Genomic DNA, 19,644 nt, shown 5'->3' with positions numbered 1-19,644 from the left:
AACTCAGTCCTCACCGGGGGTCCAGGCTTGGTAGTCGCCAGTGGCCTTGGACCGCTTGCCGCCCGCCAGGTCGTGCCCCGGGGGCACAAAGGCGAATTGGGTGCCGGTAAGATTGGGCAAATGCTCCTGCTGCCAGGCCGCCGCATCGCTGGCGTCGTCGGTCAGCGGCTCTTCTACCGTATGATGCAGCCAGGCATGCCATTCGGGCGGGACCTTGGAGGCTTCCCGACTGCCCTTGTACAGAACCCAGCGGCGCTCCCGTCCCTGTAGCTTCTTGCGGTTACGGAAATAGCGATTGCCGTATTGGTCCTTGCCCACCTGCTCGCCCTTGAGCCAGGTATAGATCAATGTGCCGGTGATCATGACGCCCTCGATCCTTCCCGTTGTTCTTCTGGCCCCAAAAGGCCGCCCGCGAATATGGCATTTCAGCGCCCGCAACACAAGAGAACCCGGCCAAGGTATTCGAGCAAAAAAAGCGCCCCGCCAACAGGGCAAAAAAAAGGGGGAAGAGCCTGGGCCCTTCCCCGTTAGTTTTCTTTCAGAGAGTCATGAACGCCTTCAGCCGAAGGAATCATGCACGATGTTGTCGTACCAGCTATGGGCAAACGACACTTCGCGCATGAGGTCCTGGGCATTCGCGTCCATGGGTGTCAGACCTCCCGAACCCTTGACCGGAAGGATCTGATTGTTGGCCTCGTCCAGCTGATAGACGGCGGCCACGGAGAACCCGTATCCCTTACCCGCAATGGAGTAGCAAGTATTGACGTAAGCCGGAGTCTCCGGATCCATGCCATTGAGCAGGTTCATCACTGCATTGGCTGTCACTTTGGCCTGCGAGTTGGCCGCGTAGCCCGACTTGGGCATCTTGGCCGAACTGCTGGCATCACCGATCACATGAACCTTGGGGACCAGTTTGGACTCAAAGGTCTTCTTGTCAACCGGGCACCAATCACCTTCGGTCAGACCGGCGGCAAAAGCGATCTTACCCGCTTTCTGGGCCGGGATGATGTTGATCACATCACCCTTGAAGTCGTCCACGTCACCAGCCAGGGTCATGCCCTTGGCATCGACGCCGGTGATCTTGCCCCCTTCGGCGGCGGGCACCCACTCGATGAGGCTGTTGCTGGTGCCGTACCCGTACAGCTTCTTCCAGGCCTGCTCGAACAGCCCCTTCTTAGAGAAGGTATCCTTGGGATCCAGAATCAAAACCTTGGACTTGGGCTTGTGGGCTTGCAGATACATGGCGATCTGGCTGGCCCGTTCGTACGGCCCAGGCGGGCAGCGGAACGGATTCGTCGGCGCGGAAATGATCACCGTGCCGCCGTCGCGCATGGCTTCCAACTGCTTGCGCAGGGTCACCGTTTGCGGACCGGCCTTCCAGGCGTGGGTAATGGTATTGGCCACGTCGGCGTTATAGCCTTCGATGGTTTCCCACTTGAAATCCACACCCGGGGAAACGATGCAACGGTCGTAACCGAATTTATCGCCGCCCTTGGTGACCACTTCTTGCTTTTCGCCATCGATGGCGGTGACCATGTCATGGACCACGGTGATACCGTGAGCCATCAGGCCATCATAACCGACGCTGACCTGGTCGATCGACCGATGCCCACTGAGCACCTCGTTGGAGAGGTAGCAGGTATGGTGAATCTTCAAAGGTTCGATCAGCGTGACCTCAATGGTCGGATCGGCCATCCGCAGGTATTTTGCCGCAGTGGCACCACCGGTACCGCCGCCGACAACGACCACGCGCCTGGACGCGGCGGAAGCGACGTTGCAGCCGACAATGGTGGTGGTGGCGGCCGCCGCGCCGGTCAGGCGCAGCATGTCTCGACGTGTCAGAGTGCTCATGGCCCCCTCCCTATTTCAAGCTGCCGTAATAATGGGCCAAGGCATTGCTGCCCTCATCGCCGAACAGCGATTTCATGTGACGAAGTTGCAGCTTCATCTTCGTCGGCGTGGGCCGTTTATCGTCCATCATGTCTTCGAACGAGTACAAGGTGTACGGAATCATCTGCCCGGTGAGCAGCGGTCCCTGACCGTTCTTACGTCCCTTGTCCTTATGACAAGTGTCACAGAACATCAGGTGCAGATGCAGGCCTTCCTTGGCCAGCTTGGCATTGGTTTCCTGAGGCTTGGGCGCCAGAGGCTGCATGGCGAAAAACTTCGCCATGGCGGCAACCTGGTCGTCCGAATAACCCTTGGCAATGCGGCCCATGATGGTCGAAGAGCGGGCACCGCTCTTGTAATCATTCATGGACGCGATGAAATAATCTTCGGTAAAACCGGCGATATTCGGCGAGGCCGGACCAACGCTGGATCCGTTGGTACCGTGGCAACCGGCGCAGGTATTGGCCAGCATGGCCCCGCTGGGCCCCTTGGCCATTGCCGGCGCGGCCAGCGCCACGGCGCCGCTGATGGCCAGCATAATGGCGAGTGTCCTGGTCATGGCATTTCCTCTCACTTGTTACCGGCAGCAGCCGGTTTGTCAGGTGTGGCGGCATCCTTGGGCTTACTATGCAGGAGACCTTCGGGAGCGGGATTGGCTTCCCGTTCCAACCGGGCTTCCACCATTTTCATCAGGTCCTTGGCCGCTTTGAGTTCCGGGTCGATACGCAACGCTTCTTGGACGGCGGCTTGGGCCAACGGCGTTTTCCCCTGATGGAGATAGGTCATGCCGAGCACGGCAAAGACTTTGCTATTGGTCGGATCGATCCCGATAGCCGACTGAAAGTGGCCGACGGCCGCTTGATAGTCCGCCTTGGCGAGATAGAATCCACCGAGTTTCAGATGCGCGTCCAACGACGACGGATCTTCCTTTAGGGCTGCCTTGAAGCTGGCCTCGGCTTGATCGGGACGGGATTGCTCCCAGTGTGTCAAACCTTCGGTAATAAGCTTGCCGGCATCTCCGGTCGCGGCTTTGCCCGTCAAGGCCATGGTAACGACGGCGAAACCGACGAAAGCAGCCGTGGCCAGACGACGAAGCCTGAAATGATGTTTTCCCATGTTCGGGAGTCTCCCTGGTCTTTATCTACGATATAAACCGGAACCCCGCCCCGGCCGACATTGCTGCCGACCGGGAACGGGCCAACCGGAGGTACGACTACTTCAAGGAACCCTTGCCGTAGCGGGCTTCGTAACCCTTGCGCACCTTATCCAGGGCTTCGACGCTCATGCCGTTGAAGTACCAATCGTGCCCTTGGATGGGACGGAAGTACTTGTCGAGCAGCATCTTGGCATCCTTTTCGCCAGCAGCCTCTTTCAGTTCAGGAATGAACTTCATGTAGGTGTGCTTGGCGACGTCATAGATACCGTGCCACCAGGCGTAATCCGGACCGCTCATGGAAGCACCGTGACGCGCACGACGACCTTCATGATGCCAGATTTCCCACCAGGTCCATTCGATCTTGTCGTCGAACGGGGCCTTGGTGATGTGGCCCATCGCCTTCAGCTCGCCCATGATAGCCGCGATGGGCTTGGCGAACTTGTTGTTGTACAGGTCGACCAAGTCGTCGAGCTGCTTGTAGAAGCCGGTGACGAAGCTGCCACCGTGGCAGGAGAAGCAGACGGCCTGCATGTTTTCACGACGGTCTTTCCAGGTCAGGACTTCGGTGACCTTGCCGCCATGAGCCTTGGGATGATCCGGCTTGGAACCAACCTTCGGCAAGGATGCCAAGTCGGAGGTACCCACATCGTACTGATGGCCGTTGTCCAAGCGGATCAGGTTGATCTTCTTGGAAATCGGAGCCCGCAGGTTCCAGGAAATACGCTCGCCGACATCGTGGGTCTTTCTCAAGCCACGGGCGGCGGACATATGACAAGTGGCACAAGTCGGGGCGGCAACATAGTCGACACCGGCGACCCACTTGTCGGATTCCAGATTCATCTTGTCGACGCTGGCACGATAGATGATGCCATGCTTCGATTCGTTGTAGACCTCGATCTGCGGATGGTCAGGGCCGATGTGGCACTTACCGCAGGTGTCCGGGGTCCGAGCTTGGGCCTTGGAGAAGCCGTGACGACCATGGCAGGCCGTGCAGGCGCCGCGAGAGCCATCAGGATTCAACCGGCCAATACCCGTGTTCGGCCATGTTTGCGGGGTCGGGTGACCCTTCATCTTGCCGGAGGTGTAGACCTCGACTTCACCACCATGACACTGGCGGCAGCCGACGTTCACCGCGGCCGGACCACCGACCACTTCACCCAGCAGGTTGTCGAGAGAGGCCAGGATTTTACCCGCAGACGCATGGTGCGACCGCTGGAATTCATTGACCTCGGTCTTGTGGCACTGCGAGCAGTCCTTCGGCGTGACGATTTCCGAGATCAGGAAATCCTCGTGCATGAAGGCATCGGGCTCGCCCTTTTTGGCCTGGTGGCAGTCCAGGCAATTAACGCCCGACTGGCCATGTTGGCTGTCATTCCACTGCTGGACCAAGCCGGGGCTTTCCTTGCGATGGCAATCCACGCAAATCAGGCCCTTGGGATTGCCCCAGTCCTTGCCGATCTCACCCGAAGGCCGTGCGGCCTCCGCGTCAGTCGCGATACCGAATCCAAAAGCGACGGCCAAGCCGACGACCATAAGTCCGGTCCTTAGAAACTTGTTTAACATTAAACCCCCCATCCGGTTGGTGGCGTTTAGTTCAATCCGAGGACGGAGAAGAGCCGAATTGAAAGAGGATTCCTATGATCCGTGCCTCGCCGAAGCGGACAGAATCGGAAATCGTCCTAACCATCGCCTACCCCCCGCCCGACTATTGGGAACACCGCCGTATTCCTACAAATACACACCTTTGGCGGCAAATCCCTGCTCCGCTTATTTGCGGATTCTTCTGCTTCGGGCAGTGTGTTAAAGCTACTGGGAGGGGCCCAAAGGCCTTTTGACATAGATCAAATCTTGCCGGGCTTTTTCGCTTGAGGGGCATGAATAACGCTTCTCAAGCCCAGATGAGCCGCCGCTCATCATGTTTTTTGAATGAGAATCGCCATCAAGTAGAGAATCTCTGCCGGCCTCACGCCTTTCCGTGAATATTATGACTTTCGAATATATAGTTGAGTTATGCTCGACTCGTTCAAAACAAGCCTCCTCCCATTCCGAGCTCGAAATATCCACGGTGAAAAAAAATTTCGACCAACGCACCTGCCCCTTTTGAATCAGGAGTGCGTCGAAACTGGACCAAAAGTTTGATTTTCAGGGGCCCGACTCGGTCCCCATTACAAGCAAAGGCGAGTCGCGGACGGACCCTAAAGTATGAATCAAGTGATAATCGACCAATAAAACACATTATATTGTGTGATTGATGCGCCACATCCCCCAAAATCTTGTTGCGGCGAGCTTTCGGCTCCGCTACATTTTGCCCCGTCGAACGGAGCCGAACACATCATATGGGGGCACGCTTCGACCGAAGGCCCGACAATTCAGGGCCTTTTGGAACGCGGGACCGGGGGAAAGTCGGGTCAGGAAGCGTTTCAGGTTGCTTGGGATGAACGAACCTACAAAGCGGGGATGTCATGCGCATTACGCGTCACTTCACGACGGTCGACGAGTCGCCTTACGACTCTTTTGAATTTAGGACTACTTCAAGTGAAATTAAGAATCCGGATGGGACTGTCGTGTTCCATGCCGAGGAAATAGAGGTTCCGTCACAGTGGTCGCAAGTCGCCTGTGATGTACTGGCTCAGAAATACTTTCGCAAAGCCGGTATTCCCGCCGCCCTGAAGCAGGTTGAGGAAAATGACGTCCCCTCCTGGCTGTGGCGTTCCGTCCCCGACGACAAGGCGCTGGCCAAGTTCCCAGAGTCCCAGAGAACCTCCGGCGAAACCAGTGCCAAGCAGGTATTCGACCGCATGGCCGGGACTTGGACCTATTGGGGCTGGAAAGGCGGATACTTCGATTCCGAAGCCGACGCCCGCACCTATTTCGATGAAATGCGTCATATGCTTTGCGCCCAAGTGGGTGCGCCCAATTCGCCGCAATGGTTCAACACCGGCTTGCATTGGGCCTATGGCATTGATGGTCCGGCCCAGGGGCATTCCTATGTGGATTTCACCACAGGCAAGCTGGTCAAATCCAAATCGGCCTACGAGCATCCGCAGCCCCACGCCTGCTTTATTCAATCCATCGAGGATGACCTGGTCAACGAAGGCGGCATCATGGACCTTTGGGTCCGCGAGGCGCGTCTGTTTAAGTATGGCTCTGGCACGGGCACCAATTTCTCTCACCTGCGCGGCGAGAGAGAGCCCCTCTCCGGCGGCGGCAAATCTTCCGGCCTAATGAGCTTCTTGAAGATCGGGGACCGGGCAGCCGGAGCGATCAAGTCTGGCGGCACCACTCGTCGGGCGGCCAAAATGGTTATCGTTGATGTGGACCATCCTGACATCGAGAACTTCATCAGCTGGAAAGTGCGCGAAGAGCAAAAGGTCGCCGCCCTGGTTGCCGGGTCTCGGCTGGCCAACGAGCACCTGAACAATATCCTTCAGGCCTGTGCCGCCGACGAAGAAGACATGTGCTGCTGTGATGGCGACCGTCACAATGCGCGTCGCAACAAGTTGCTGAAAAAGGCCGTCATCGGTGCCCGCAAGGCTCAGATTCCCGAAAACTACATTCAGCGCACCATCCAGTTCGCCAAGCAGGGCTTCTCCGAAATCCATTTCCCGATCATGGATACGGACTGGGATTCCGAAGCCTACGCCACCGTCTCGGGTCAGAATTCCAACAATTCCGTTCGCGTCACCAACGCCTTTTTGCACAAGGTCATGGAAGATGGCGAGTGGGAGTTGATCCGCCGCATCGACGGCGAAGTGGCCGACACGGTCCGCGCCCGCGACCTGTGGGAACAGATCGGTGAAGCCGCCTGGGCCTGCGCCGACCCGGGACTACAGTTCGATACCACCATCAACGACTGGCACACCTGCCCGGAATCGGGGCGGATCAATGCGTCCAACCCCTGCTCTGAGTACATGTTCCTGGACAACACCGCCTGCAATTTGGCGTCCCTGAACCTGATGGCCTTCCGCAACGAGAACGGCGACTTCAATACCGCCTCGTTCGAGCATGCCTCGCGTCTTTGGACTGTGACCCTGGAAATTTCGGTGCTGATGGCCCAGTTCCCGGCCGCCGACATCGCCAAGCGTTCCTATGATTTCCGCACCCTGGGCTTGGGTTACGCCAACATTGGAGGCCTGCTTATGTCCTCTGGGCTGTCCTATGACTCCATCGAGGGCCGCGCCCTGTGCGGCGCCATCACAGCCCTGATGACCGGCGTCTCTTATGCTACCTCCGCCGAGATGGCCGCCGAAATGGGCGCCTTCCCGGGCTATGAGGAAAACAGCAAGGCGATGATGAAGGTGATTCGCAATCACCGCCGCGCCGCCTATGGTGAACCGGAAGGATACGAAGATCTTTCCGTGACGCCGGTCCCGATGGACGCCCGCAACTGCCCCGATCCGCTGTTGGTGGAATCGGCCAAGCGGGCCTGGGACGACGCGGCTCAACTGGGCGAGCGTCATGGCTTCCGCAATGCGCAAGTCTCGGTGATTGCCCCCACCGGCACCATCGGCTTGGTCATGGATTGCGATACCACCGGCATCGAGCCCGATTTCGCCCTGGTGAAATTCAAGAAGCTGGCCGGTGGCGGATACTTCCGAATCATCAATCGGCTGGTGCCGCAGGCTCTAGAGCATCTGAAATACGAGCCCCAGGAGATTGATGACATCATCCGCTACGCGGTGGGTCACGGCACCATCAAGGGATCCCCGGCCATCGGCCATGCGGCTCTGCGTGAAAAAGGCTTCACAGCCGAGGCGTTGGAATCACTTGAAAGCTCGCTGAAGGATGCGTTCGACATCAAGTTCGTGTTCAACAAGTACACCTTTGGCCAAGAGTTCTGCGTCGAGAACCTGGGCATTGCCCCGGAGATGCTGGACGAGCCCTCCTTCAGCATGCTCGAACATATCGGCTTTACCAAGGAACAGATTGAATTGGCCAACACCTATGTGTGTGGTGCCATGACCTTGGAAGGCGCTCCTCATCTGAAGGATGAACATCTGTCGATATTCGACTGCGCCAATGTCTGTGGCCGAACGGGGACCCGGATGCTGTCCGTTGATAGCCATATCCGCATGATGGCGGCGGCCCAGCCTTTCATTTCCGGCGCCATTTCCAAGACCATCAACATGGCCAATGACGCCACGGTCGAAGACTGCATGGAAGCCTACATGCTGTCCTGGCGCCTGGGACTGAAAGCCAATGCCTTGTACCGGGACGGCTCCAAGCTGTCGCAGCCGCTGCAAGCCAGCGTGCTGGAAGACGACCTGGAAATGGAGGAGGAAGCCGTTGCCCAGCCGTCACCGGTCGAGCAGGTGGAACGGGTGGTCGAGAAGATCATCGAGCGCTCCGTCGCCACCCGCCGCCCCCTGCCCTCGCGGCGCAAGGGCTATACCCAGAAAGCCATTGTCGGCGGACATAAGGTCTATCTGCGTACCGGCGAATATGAGGACGGCACCATCGGTGAAATCTTCGTCGACATGCACAAGGAAGGCGCCGCTTTCCGTAGTATGATGAATAACTTCGCCATCGCCATCTCCATCGGCTTGCAATACGGGGTGCCGCTGGAGGAATTTGTCGAGGCCTTCACCTTCACCCGCTTCGAGCCCTCGGGCATCGTGCAGGGCAATGACGCCATCAAGATGTCCACCTCCCTGCTCGACTATATGTTCCGGGAATTGGCCATCGCCTATCTGGGTCGCGAGGATCTGGCCCATGTGGAAATGGCCGACCTGCTGCCTGATACCCTGGGCCGTGGCGATCAGGTCGAGGGCACCCTGCCCGAGGAAGAAGAACGCCGGGCGCCGACGGCGGATCCCATGAAGCAGGTGGCGCTGCTGGCCAGCACGGGCTACGTGCGCAAGAACTTCTTCGTGGTCAACGGGTCCAAGCAGGACAAGCAGACCGAAGTGATGGCCGAGGCCCAATCCGTCGAAATGGCGGCCAGTGTCGGCGGCATGGCGGTCGCAGGCGGCAGTGGCGGTGAAAGCTACGCCATGGCCAGCACCTCCATCGACGGCGGCGCCAATTTGGACCGGGTCCGCGAGGCCCGCATGAAGGGGTACGAAGGGGATGCCTGCGAGAATTGCGGCAACTTCACCCTGGTGCGCAACGGGACCTGCCTCAAGTGCATGACCTGCGGCTCCACCTCGGGCTGCTCCTAACGAATTTCCAAGCAGGGGAGAAAGACATCCTCCCCCTGCATACTTGAAGCGCGGGCCCTCGGGTCCGCGCTTTTTTTTCGTTTTTGTGAATGGATTGATCCGAAAGGCCCTTTTGACAAAGAAGGCCGACGACCAGATCTTGCATGGTAAGTTGACCTGGGGAATCATGCTGCCTGGCGGCTCAATCACCGCAAGAGGATAGAATTTGAGTAAAAGAAAACAGAATCGGCCCAAAACAAGGAGTGGTGGGAAGGAAGGGCCCGCCGCCGCCCATTTCCGATCCGGCGTGATGGCCCTAAGACAGGGGAACGCCGCTGCCGCCGTGGCGGCTTTCGGGCAGGCAGCCCGCGCCGAGCCGGCCCACGCAGAAAGCCACCTCAACCTCGGGGTTGCTCTCGCCATGAGCGGGCGACAGAAAGAAGCCCGGGAAGTTCTGGAGCGCGCCTCCAAGCTGGCGCCGGGAAACCCGGACATTCATTACAATCTCGGACTGGTCCTGTTGGCCCTGAACCGCCACAGGGACGCTGCGGAGCGGTTCGAAAAGGCGTTGAAAAAGAAGCCCAAGGAATCGGCAATCCACTTGAACCTCGCCCTGGCCCTTCGGTCCTCGGATGATCGCGAGAAGGCGGAGCGCCACATGCGCCGGGCCGCCCAACTGGACCCGAAAAACGCCATGATGCAAGTCAATCTGGGCAACCTTTACCTCGAGATCGAAGATTCGTCTCGTGCGCGCCACTGCTTCGAGAAGGCGCTGAGCCTGCAACCGAACAATGTCCGAGCCTTGGTCGGCCTGGGCTTGGTTGGGACCATGGAGGCGGAGGAAGCAGACAACCTGGAGAAGATGCGGCGGCTATTGGATAATGCCATTGCGTCGTCAAGAGCAGCACTCGACGCGGCGCCCGGCGACGTAGGGGCCATGAATGCCCTCGGAGTGGCCCTGGAGAAAGACGCCCGATGGGACGAAGCGGACCAGGCACTCCGCGCCGCCTTCGAGCATACCGTCGACAGGCGACCGGGGGGCCCCTTGATCAAGGAGGCCATCTATAACCGGGCCCGATTCCTGCTCAACAGCGGGCGCGCCGACGAGGCTGCCGAGGTTTGCCGAAAGGGTTTGGAACGCACTGGATACGATGAGCGCCTGGTGGCGGACCTCTCGACAATCCTGGTAGATTTGGGCCGCTTCGACGAAGCGGCAGCCGTTTGCGCAACCCATGAACACCAGGGATTCTCGAAAGTCGACGCTTTGAACATGCTGAACGTCGAGGCGAGCCGCCCTCTATCTGGCGCCGACCTGTCCGCCTTGGAGCAATGTCTCAAGCGCGAAGAGGGTTCGCCGTCGCTGCTTTCCGCCACCGCCATGACGCTGTTTCGGTACCATGATCGGGAAAACGATCCTGATCGGGCCTTTCCTTATCTGGAGCAATCGAAAACCTGGGCGGCGAGCCAGGAGGTTCCCTACGACCGGGAGGCCATGGATCAGGTGGCGAAGGCGATCCGGGACACCTTCTCCAGCGGCATCCCCGCCAATCTGGCGGACGGCGGCAGCAACAGCGATCAGCCGGTCTTCATCGTCGGCATGCCACGTTCCGGCACGACCTTGGTGGAACAAATCCTTTCCAGCCATCCCGAGGTGCTCGGTGCCGGGGAGCTCACTCTTATCCCCGCGGCAGCCCAATTGTTTCAAGGAACAGAGCGGTCCGACAATCCCTACTCGGTCCGATTCATTGAAGCGAACCAGAGAGACCTTGCCGATCTGGCGGACTGGTACCTGGCTCGGTTGAGACGGTGCGGCGGAGAAAAGGCACGGATCACCGACAAACTTCCAGGCAACTTCATGTATCTCGGGCTGATCTCTCTGCTGTTTCCCCGAGCCCATATAATTCACTGTGTGCGCGATCCCATGGCGACCTGTTTTTCGATCCTCAGCCAGAACTTTCCGCGGGGTCATCCTTACGCCAACGACCAATCGAACCTGGCGCATCAATACCGGTTTCAGGATGATCTCATGTCGTTCTGGAAGGCTGTCCTGCCCGCGCGCATTCACACGGTCGCCTACGAGGATCTTATCGACCGGCAGGAGGCGTCCACCCGGGATCTCATCGATTTCTGTGGACTACCCTGGGACGACGGCTGTCTCCGGTTTTTCGAATCCGACCGGGCCGTAAAGACTTCGAGCAAATGGCAGGTCCGACAACCAGTTTATCGGACTTCGCTGGAAAAATGGCGGATTTACGAAACCTATCTGGCGCCTCTCAAAGAGGGTTTGGAGACCGGAGGGGTTCTCAGCGGCGGGCAGGAATCATAGGTATGGCGGAAGAGAGCCGAATTGCGGATGGGCGGAATCCATCACGGACAAAAACGGCGACCTAAAGGCCGCCGCTGTCCCAAAAAGGGAATTGAGAGGGTCAGGCCGCCTTCAGACTGCGGCGGCGGACATACCCGAGGCCCGCCAATCCGATGCCAAGCAGGGCCAGCGAGGCGGGTTCGGGGACCGGTGCGACAAGCACCTCGATCTCATGGACCGGAAAGTGGGAATAGATGTGCGCGCCGTCGAGCAACAGACCGACCGCCGAGGCATTCTCGATGGTATCGAAGGTCATGGTCCACCAGCCGGAGGTGTGCGCCAAGCCTTGGAAGTCACTTCCGCCGACTGAACTCACCGTAGCCAATTCCGTTCCGAACAGGCCGTTTGTCAAACCGCTTACGGCAGAATAGCTGCGTGATTCTGGCGATAGAGCATCAGAGTCCGTTGACCCGACAACAGTGCCATCCCAGGGGCCGTAGGACGTGCTCGACTGAAACAGGCGAATGCCGAAGATATCATAGGAACCATTTAGATCGATTGTCAGATAGAAATCGCCCTGAGTGTAGGGATTCGTGGACCAGGTCCAAGTATCGAGGTTTCCATCAACCGCGTAATGCGGATACCGGTTATCCGGATAGGTTCGAGCTATGGAGGAGTTGAAACTTGTATTAAAAACATGGGCGGTGGTGCCATCTACCGTTTCAATGATCGGTGTCGCCTGTGCCGAATTGAAAAGTCCGAACGAGAGGCCGGCAATGATCGCAATCATCGTGGATTTCATGTCCATTTTCCTTTTTGGGAACTCCTGGGTCTGACTTCCCTCAGGCGTTTGCATATATCGTGCCAAACTAATTGATCGCCTGAATTGCGCTTATAAAACAATCTATTAGATTTTTTTACAGGCAGTATCTATTGGGACTCTTGGCCCGTTTTGTAAAGAATTATGACACCTGTGGCTATTTGCTTTGGCCACAAAATTTAACAAGAAAACCACCGAATAATTTCGGAAAATGGGGGGCATCCCCGCCACCACCACTCCCCAAAAAAAGGGTCCCTAACCAGGTGGCGAAAAAATTCCAATTCCAACCCGGGGGCACCCCAGGCTCCACCAAGCCCACAAGGAGGCCCATGGAATTTCCACCAGGTAACCCCCCCCCGAACTTGGCCAAAGGGCAAGGCGGGCCGAAAAACACCCTTTTTTCGAATGGCGGTAATCAACAATCCAGGAATGGCTAAAATGACAGCTGGTCTGATCACACTCTATTGAACAAGAAAACCGGGAACTTCCCGGACATGGAACAGAGGAGACCAGCTATGGAGTATTTTGTTGGAATGGACGTATCGATGGCAAGCATTTCGATCTGTGAGATTGATGCAAAGGGAACCGTCATTCGCGAAGGCAAGGTGTCAAGCACACCCGAGGCGGTCGCCACTTGGCTCGAGGAAAGCGGGCGTGGCTTTGCGCGAATTGGGTTGGAAGCTGGCCCTCTGGCGCCTTGGCTGTACGCAGGACTGTCCAGTCGGGGCCTCCCTGTGATTTGTATCGAGACCCGGCAAATGAAGGCCTTTGCCAGCGCCAGCCCAGTCAAGACGGACCGTCGCGACGCCCGCTTGATCAGCCAGGCGATGCGGACCGGTTTGTACCGCGCGACCCACGTCAAGACCGCGCGCAGTCAGGAGCTCCGGATGGTGCTGACCCATCGGGAGACCCTGGTTCATCAGGTCCGTCAGTTGTCCAATACGGTACGAGGAACATTGAAAGCTTTCGGCCTCAAGGTCGGTATGGCGCGCGGACGCCTTTTCGCGGCGCGGGTTCGGGAATTGACGGCTGATAACCCGCACCTCAGCGCAGCCGCCGAGCCGCTCTTGCTTGCGCGCCAAGCCTTGCTCGAACAACTCGACAAGCTCGACCGGCAGGTTCATGCCGCTGCGCGCGATGATAGCGTTTGCCGGCGCCTGATGACCGTTCCCGGCGTCGGCCCGGTTACCGCCCTCGCTTTCAGGACAGGACTCGACGTGCCGGAACGGTTTCAAAAGTCGGTCATGGTCGGCGCCCACTTCGGGCTTGTCCCACGCAGATACGCCTCGGGAGAGCAGGACCGAAGCGGCCCCATCAGCAAGTGCGGAGATGCCATGGTTCGTTGGCTTTTGTTCGAGGCCGCCAATGCACTTCTCACTCGAACCCGCCGTTGGTCCTGGCTCAAACACTGGGGGCTCGCGGTCGCCAAAAGGCGCGGGATGAAACGCGCCAAGGTAGCCGTGCCCCGGCGTCTCGCCGTAATCATGCATCGCATGTGGATCGACGGCACGGACTTCCAGTACCGCAAGGAGGAGACCGCCATCTAAACACAACGAAAACCGAGATCGCCTGAAGGGCGGCCAGGACGCGTGGCGACGCGCGGGGCTCGGATGACAGCGCGCAGGCTGCAGTGGCGTAAGACCACGCTTTTCAGATTGCTGCACCCGATCCCCCTTGATCCCCATCATGCGGCGACGACGTCGACCGCGGACAGAAGCAAAGGGCGCCACATACCCCAGGTTCAAACCGACGGCTTGGAAATCAGCTTGACTCAAATGACTCGATTACAGAAGCAGCCTGTTAAAACCACATCTCACGCCGAAGAGCCTCTATTTTTTCACCTTATTCTGTTACCTGTTGGCGATCGGAATTTTACGGAGTCGACCCATGCGAATCCTGATCGCCGCCGCCCTGATGATCCTGGCCTGGACACCCGCCCAAGCCGAGGAGATCGGCTGCGTCAGCACCGTCTTCAAATTCCTCGGCCCGGACCACAAGGTCTGTATCGAGGCCTTCGACGATCCCAAGGTGCCGGGGGTGACCTGCCACATATCGCGGGCCAAGACCGGCGGACTGAAAGGCATGGTCGGCCTGGCCGAGGACAAATCCGACGCCGCCATCGCCTGTCGTCAGGTGGGGCCGATCACCCTGCCCGACGACCTGGAAGACGGCGAATCGGTGTTCCGCGAGCGGCGTTCGATCCTGTTCAAGAAGCTCCAGGTGGTGCGATTCTTCGACAAGAAACGCAACGTGCTGGTCTATCTGATCTATTCGGACAAATTGATCGAAGGCTCGCCGAAAAACAGCATCAGCACCGTGCCGATTTTGCCCGCTCGCCTCTTCGAGAAGGAATGAACATGGAAAACCTGGCTCCCGACATCTTTCGCCAAAGGCTGCTGATCGAAGCCCATTACACTGTCGAAACCGGCGAGGCGCATATCCGCGACTATCTGCTGGGTCTGGCCGAATACCTGGATTTGCGGACCTATGGGGAGCCGGTGATTTTCGCCCCCGACACAGGCATGGGCAAGGAAGACAACGCTGGGTACGATGCCTTCGTGCCATTGATCGATTCGGGCATTTCGGCCTATGTCTGGACCGGTCCGAAGTTTCTGTCGGCGCTGGTCTATACCTGCAAGGGATTCGACGAGACCGCCGCCGTCAGTTTTACCCGTGGTTTTTGGAACATCGAAACCGAGATCGCCACCCATTCTTTCTAAGGAGCCCCTATGTCCGGAACCATCGACGCCCGCTTGAAGGAAATGGGCCTGACCATCCCCGACGCCCCCACGGCAGTGGCCAACTATGTGCCCTTTGTGGTCACCGGCAACCTGGTGGTGGTCTCCGGTCAGGTTCCGCTGCAAGGCGGTAAACCGGCCTATCAGGGCAAACTGGGCGGCAGCGTCTCCATGGAAGCTGGAATCGCGGCGGCCCGTCTCTGCGCCATCAATATCATCGCTCAGGTCAAGGCGGCCTGCGAGGGTGACCTGGACCGGGTCTCCCGCATTGTCCGGCTGGGTGGATTTGTCGCCTGCACCCCGGACTTTGCCGATCACCCCAAAATCATCAACGGCGCCTCGGACCTGATGGTCGAGGTGTTTGGCGACGCAGGCCGTCATGCCCGTGCCGCCGTCGGCTGCCCCTCCCTCCCCCTGGACGTGCCGGTGGAGGTGGATGCCATGGTGGAGATCTCAAATTAGTGTGGTGGAATCGCCATTCCTATCATTAATTGGGGTCGGCCGCGACAAGCTCCACCAGGGGACCATTTGCATAGGTTGAAGCTCTTGTTCACCGGCAAACTCATCCTCATGTTAGAGCCATGCCCGACGGAACCGACACCCAGACCTTGCGCGTGCATAGCGCCCTTGCCGACATCCCGGCGGAACAGTGGGATGCCTGCGCCGGAGACAACAATCCGTTCGTCTCCCATGCCTTTCTGAGCGCGCTGGAAGACAGTGGTTCCGTGCAGCCAAAGAGTGGCTGGGGCCCCTGCCATCTGACGGTGGAAAACGAGCGCGGCGAGATCACCGCCTGCGCCCCGCTGTATCTCAAGGGACATTCCTATGGCGAGTACGTCTTCGACTGGTCCTGGGCCGACGCCTATCAACGCGGTGGACAGTCCTATTACCCGAAGCTGCTTTGCGCCGTGCCCTTCACCCCGGCCACCGGGCCGCGACTTCTGACCCGCCCAGATACTTCGCCGAACACCGTGGCTCTGCTGGCGGCTGGGATGGTCAAGCTCGCCGAACAACAAGACTGCTCCTCCATTCACGCCAACTTCCTCCCCCAGGATCAACAGGAAGCCCTGCAAGAAAGGGGATTTCTGCCTCGGGTGGACATCCAGTATCACTGGGACAATCGGGGATACGGCTCTTTCGATGATTTTCTGCAAGACCTGTCATCGCGTAAGCGCAAGGCCATCCGCAAGGAACGCCGTCAGGTGGCCGAGACCGACCTGGATATTCGGGCCCTGTCCGGTCCGGCGATCGAACCCGGCCATTGGGATGCCTTTCACCAGTTCTATCTGTCCACCTCGGACAAGAAATGGGGCTCGGCTTACCTGAACCGGGACTTCTGGTCCCTGCTCGGAGAACGATTGGCCGATAAGGTGGTTCTGATAATGGCCTTCCGCGACGACCAACCGGTGGCCGGGGCGCTCAACCTGCAAGGTCGAGACTGTCTATTCGGACGCAATTGGGGCTGTCTGGAAGAAGTCAAGTTCCTGCATTTCGAACTCTGCTACTATCGGGCCATCGATTACGCCATCGATCATGGCCTGTCGCGCGTCGAGGCCGGAGCCCAGGGCTCGCACAAGATCCAACGGGGCTACCTGCCCAATCTTACCCGCTCCGCCCACTGGATCGCCGACCGACGGTTCCATGACGCGGTGAGCCAACATCTGCACCATGAAAACCGGGCCATGCGCGATCATCTATCGGAACTGTCCAACAGCAGCCCATACAAAAAACGTAAATAACCTTCCCTGGCCGCTTCAATAATCCTCATCGTTGAATAAGATACCCATACCGATACACGTAGGTTTTATATATTTCCTATCCGAATCGGAGTTGATGGCACACCATAGAATTTCGATTATTTCTTTATAGACGTACATCTACTTTGCAATACGACCATACTAATCGGCAACAATTTCCCCCTGCTTCAATTTTGACCTAAAAATTCACAAAACCATAATCCGATGAGGGAATTTCCTATTTACACTTGATTCTTATGAATTAGACTGTCCATTCATTTCGAGACAGACATGACCCGAGGCGGAAGTGCCATGCTCACGAGCAAGCAGGTGATGGATCGGGCGGAAATCTCGAGGGCGACTCTCAACAACTATATCGCCCTGGGTATTCTGCCACGCCCGTCCCTCCGACAACCGGACGCCAAGGAGACCACGGCCCCACGCCTAGGGTACTTTCCAGCCGAGGTCCTGGACAGAATTGTTCAGGTGAATGAACTCAAGATCAGAGGTGTCAAGATGTCCGATATTGCCCGCATGTTCAAAGATCAGTCTCCGCCCGGCCCTGCCACCGAAGAGCCGGAGACCGCCAAGGCCGACCTGCCACCGGGCATCGAGATCATCAAGAGCAACCTGCCCGGCGATGGCATGCGGCTCAGCCTCGACCAGATCTCCAGCCCGGCCTACATGGTGAATAATAATTTCGAGTTGGAATGGTGGAATACGGAAGCCACGGAGCTGCTCTTTCCCGAGCGCCTCGACAAGACCATGGAGATCGGCGACCGCAATATCTTCAAGCTGTTCGGCGCCACCCAGGGGATTCGTGAGGCGGAAAGCTGGGACGTGCTGCGCGATCTGCACCTATGTATCGCCAAAAAGCGAATGGCGCGCAAGGCGATCCTGGCCCTGGACGTGGAAGTCGAGGATGATCCCAACTACGTAGACAATCTTTTGCATGCCTATGACCATACGCCCCCCCTGGTCACCCGGGCCATGATCCGCACCGAGGTCAACCTGGGTCTGCGGGGCCAGCCTGGCAACTGGTTCCATGTCTATGCCTCGTTCTTCCGCGAGGGGATCTTCTTTGTCTATGAGCCCTTCGAGGAACATGAGGATAATCTCAGCACCTTCCTGTCCCGACGCGACGTGGTCATTCGCGAGTTGATGCGCAACCGGCGCCCCTATCTGACGCCTCTTGCCGTTCTGGTGGCCGACCTGCAAAGCTCCACCAAAATATGCGCCGAACTGCCGCCGGAAGAATACTTCGAGCTGATCAATTCCATCTGGAGCGCCGTGGAGCCCAACCTGCGCCGCTTCCAGGCCACCCACGGCAAGCATGTGGGCGATGGCATGGTCTATTACTTCCTGCCGCAGCCGGATTCCTGCTACATCGAAAATGCCCTGCATTGTGCCGCCGAGATGCGCAAAACCATGCGTGAGATTTCCCGCAAATGGCGCTCAAAAAAGAACTGGCTCAATGAGTTGCGGCTCAATATCGGCATTCATGAAGGCGAGGAATGGTTCGGGACCTATCAGACCCCCACCCACCTGGAATTCACCGTCCTGGGCGATACCATCAATCAGGCCGCCCGGCTGAGCGATTTCGCCCGCAAGGGGTCCATCTGGGTCAGCAAGGTAGCGGTCAGCAAGCTCACCTACAAGCACCGCCAACGGCTGCATTTCGGTATCCGGCGGCGTAGCGAGGACGGCAAGGAGATCCTGGTGGATTCCACCTTCTCCCGCATTGCCAATCTGGTGGACTTGAACAACCCCAAGAACGAGAAGTTTCAGGATATCGGAACCTTGCCGGTAACCGAGGTTCTGGATATGGACGTGCCTGATTAGTCCTTATAAACCAAGGGGTCCACGGCCATCCAAGGCGCATCCGCCGCTTTGGTCTCGGCAAACACCGGACAGCTTTCCCGATGGGCGCCGGGCAGATAGCCGATGCACATCAGGAATTCATTGGTGATCTCGCCACCGGTAAACTTGAAGGTCTGCTTGAACAGCTTGACCCAATCGGCCTTGTTAAGCGGATGGTGGGCCGCCAGCCAGGCGGCGAACCCACCGTGGCTATCCCGCATGGTCCGGATGACTCCGGCATTATGGATCATGGCATTGACCTTGAGGGCATTGCGGATGATTCGGGCATCGGACAGCAAGCGCGCCCGGTCCGCTTCCGTGTAGTCGGCCACGCGATCTACCGCGAAGCCTTCGAAGGCCTCGACCATGCCCGCACGCTTTTTCAATACCAGTTCCCAATTCAGCCCGGCTTGAAAGATCTCCAGGCACAAGAGCTCGAACAAAGCCCTCTCGTCCGTCTTGGGAAAGCCATATTCCTTGTCATGGTAGTCCTGATGCACCGGATGGCCCGGTGCCACATCGCAATACCAGGTCACGCCTGTTCAAGCTCCACCAGGGCCCCGTTGAAGTCCTTGGGATGCAGGAACAGCACCGGATTTCCGTGGGCGCCGATCTTCGGTTCGCCGTTACCCAGCACGCGGGCTCCCTTCTCCACCAACTGATCACGAGCGGCGAGAATGTCCTCGACCTCGTAACAGATATGATGGATTCCGCCGGTGGCGTTCTTTTCCAAAAACTTGGCGATGGGTGAGTCCGGCCCCATGGGCAGCAACAATTCGACCTTGGTGTTGGGTAACTCGACAAAGACCACCGTCACGCCGTGATCCGGTTCCGATTGCGGCTCGGAAACTTTGGCGCCAAGGATATCCCGATAGGTTGCCGTGGCGGCGTCCAGATCCGGTACCGCGATGGCCACATGGTTCAGCTTGCCGATCATGATCATCTCCCAGTTTTTTTGCATCTGCACAATGACAGGTACCAGGGGGATGCGCTCTCCGC

Annotated in this window: 16 protein-coding genes; 8 read left to right on the top strand and 8 right to left on the bottom strand. The window is 58.2% G+C overall.

The features are described 5' to 3' along the window. Positions 1-3: 3 nt before the first annotated feature. From MGMAQ_RS08605 to MGMAQ_RS08585, 5 genes are all read right to left on the bottom strand, one after another. Entirely contained in the window at positions 4-363 is a 360-nt protein-coding gene (locus MGMAQ_RS08605; protein ID WP_046021215.1) for an NADH:ubiquinone oxidoreductase subunit NDUFA12, read from the bottom strand. Positions 364-558: 195 nt separating this feature from the next. Next, complete coding sequence (locus tag MGMAQ_RS08600) at positions 559-1,851, bottom strand: NAD(P)/FAD-dependent oxidoreductase (RefSeq protein WP_046021214.1); 1,293 nt, start codon at positions 1,849-1,851, stop codon at positions 559-561. A 10-nt stretch (positions 1,852-1,861) separates the two neighbouring features. Beyond that, positions 1,862-2,449: a c-type cytochrome gene (locus tag MGMAQ_RS08595; RefSeq protein WP_046021213.1), complete on the bottom strand. Its 588-nt coding sequence runs from the start codon at positions 2,447-2,449 to the stop codon at positions 1,862-1,864. 11 nt (positions 2,450-2,460) lie between these two features. Then, a complete protein-coding gene (locus tag MGMAQ_RS08590) occupies positions 2,461-3,006 on the bottom strand; it encodes a tetratricopeptide repeat protein (protein WP_046021212.1) in 546 nt (181 codons plus the stop codon). A gap of 97 nt (positions 3,007-3,103) precedes the next feature. After that, positions 3,104-4,579 (bottom strand): multiheme c-type cytochrome, encoded by a 1,476-nt coding sequence (locus MGMAQ_RS08585; RefSeq protein ID WP_052716261.1) that lies wholly within the window; start codon positions 4,577-4,579, stop codon positions 3,104-3,106. 929 nt (positions 4,580-5,508) lie between these two features. Between MGMAQ_RS08585 and MGMAQ_RS08580 the strand changes: the two genes are divergently transcribed. Together MGMAQ_RS08580 and MGMAQ_RS08575 are read left to right on the top strand one after the other, a co-directional pair. After that, the gene (locus MGMAQ_RS08580) at positions 5,509-9,207 is read left to right on the top strand and encodes a vitamin B12-dependent ribonucleotide reductase (RefSeq protein WP_046021210.1); all 3,699 of its coding nucleotides are present in this window, start codon (positions 5,509-5,511) and stop codon (positions 9,205-9,207) included. A 289-nt stretch (positions 9,208-9,496) separates the two neighbouring features. Beyond that, complete coding sequence (locus MGMAQ_RS08575) at positions 9,497-11,512, top strand: sulfotransferase (RefSeq protein WP_046021209.1); 2,016 nt, start codon at positions 9,497-9,499, stop codon at positions 11,510-11,512. A gap of 100 nt (positions 11,513-11,612) precedes the next feature. Here the strand turns inward: MGMAQ_RS08575 and MGMAQ_RS21370 are convergent, their stop codons facing one another. Next, a complete protein-coding gene (locus MGMAQ_RS21370; RefSeq protein ID WP_046021208.1) occupies positions 11,613-12,293 on the bottom strand; it encodes a PEP-CTERM sorting domain-containing protein in 681 nt (226 codons plus the stop codon). A 533-nt stretch (positions 12,294-12,826) separates the two neighbouring features. On the opposite strand from MGMAQ_RS21370, the gene MGMAQ_RS08565 reads away from it, so the two are divergent. From MGMAQ_RS08565 to MGMAQ_RS08540, 6 genes are all read left to right on the top strand, one after another. After that, positions 12,827-13,858, top strand: a complete 1,032-nt coding sequence (locus MGMAQ_RS08565; protein WP_046021207.1) for an IS110 family transposase — start codon at positions 12,827-12,829, stop codon at positions 13,856-13,858. A 340-nt stretch (positions 13,859-14,198) separates the two neighbouring features. Continuing rightward, positions 14,199-14,666, top strand: a complete 468-nt coding sequence (locus MGMAQ_RS08560; RefSeq protein ID WP_046021206.1) for a CreA family protein — start codon at positions 14,199-14,201, stop codon at positions 14,664-14,666. Positions 14,667-14,668: 2 nt separating this feature from the next. Then, positions 14,669-15,031 carry a hypothetical protein gene (locus MGMAQ_RS08555; protein WP_046021205.1) on the top strand — a complete coding sequence of 121 codons (363 nt, stop codon included), beginning with the start codon at positions 14,669-14,671 and terminating at the stop codon, positions 15,029-15,031. Positions 15,032-15,040: 9 nt separating this feature from the next. Next, positions 15,041-15,511 carry a RidA family protein gene (locus MGMAQ_RS08550; RefSeq protein ID WP_046021204.1) on the top strand — a complete coding sequence of 157 codons (471 nt, stop codon included), beginning with the start codon at positions 15,041-15,043 and terminating at the stop codon, positions 15,509-15,511. A 119-nt stretch (positions 15,512-15,630) separates the two neighbouring features. Further along, on the top strand, positions 15,631-16,788 hold the full coding sequence (locus MGMAQ_RS08545) for a GNAT family N-acetyltransferase (protein ID WP_046021203.1): 1,158 nt from the start codon (positions 15,631-15,633) through the stop codon (positions 16,786-16,788). A gap of 309 nt (positions 16,789-17,097) precedes the next feature. Further along, positions 17,098-18,627: an adenylate/guanylate cyclase domain-containing protein gene (locus tag MGMAQ_RS08540; protein ID WP_046021202.1), complete on the top strand. Its 1,530-nt coding sequence runs from the start codon at positions 17,098-17,100 to the stop codon at positions 18,625-18,627. Here the strand turns inward: MGMAQ_RS08540 and MGMAQ_RS08535 are convergent. Both MGMAQ_RS08535 and mce read right to left on the bottom strand, forming a co-directional pair. Further along, the gene (locus MGMAQ_RS08535) at positions 18,624-19,181 is read right to left on the bottom strand and encodes a DNA-3-methyladenine glycosylase I (RefSeq protein ID WP_046021201.1); all 558 of its coding nucleotides are present in this window, start codon (positions 19,179-19,181) and stop codon (positions 18,624-18,626) included. The genes MGMAQ_RS08540 and MGMAQ_RS08535 overlap by 4 nt on opposite strands. Continuing rightward, positions 19,178-19,582 carry a methylmalonyl-CoA epimerase gene (mce, locus tag MGMAQ_RS08530; RefSeq protein ID WP_046023135.1) on the bottom strand — a complete coding sequence of 135 codons (405 nt, stop codon included), beginning with the start codon at positions 19,580-19,582 and terminating at the stop codon, positions 19,178-19,180. The genes MGMAQ_RS08535 and mce overlap by 4 nt, the downstream gene beginning before the upstream one ends. Positions 19,583-19,644 lie beyond the last annotated feature (62 nt).

Source organism: Magnetospira sp. QH-2 (assembly GCF_000968135.1).
In the GTDB taxonomy this organism is placed as follows: domain Bacteria; phylum Pseudomonadota; class Alphaproteobacteria; order Rhodospirillales; family Magnetospiraceae; genus Magnetospira.
This window is presented reverse-complemented; position numbering and strand designations above follow the sequence as displayed.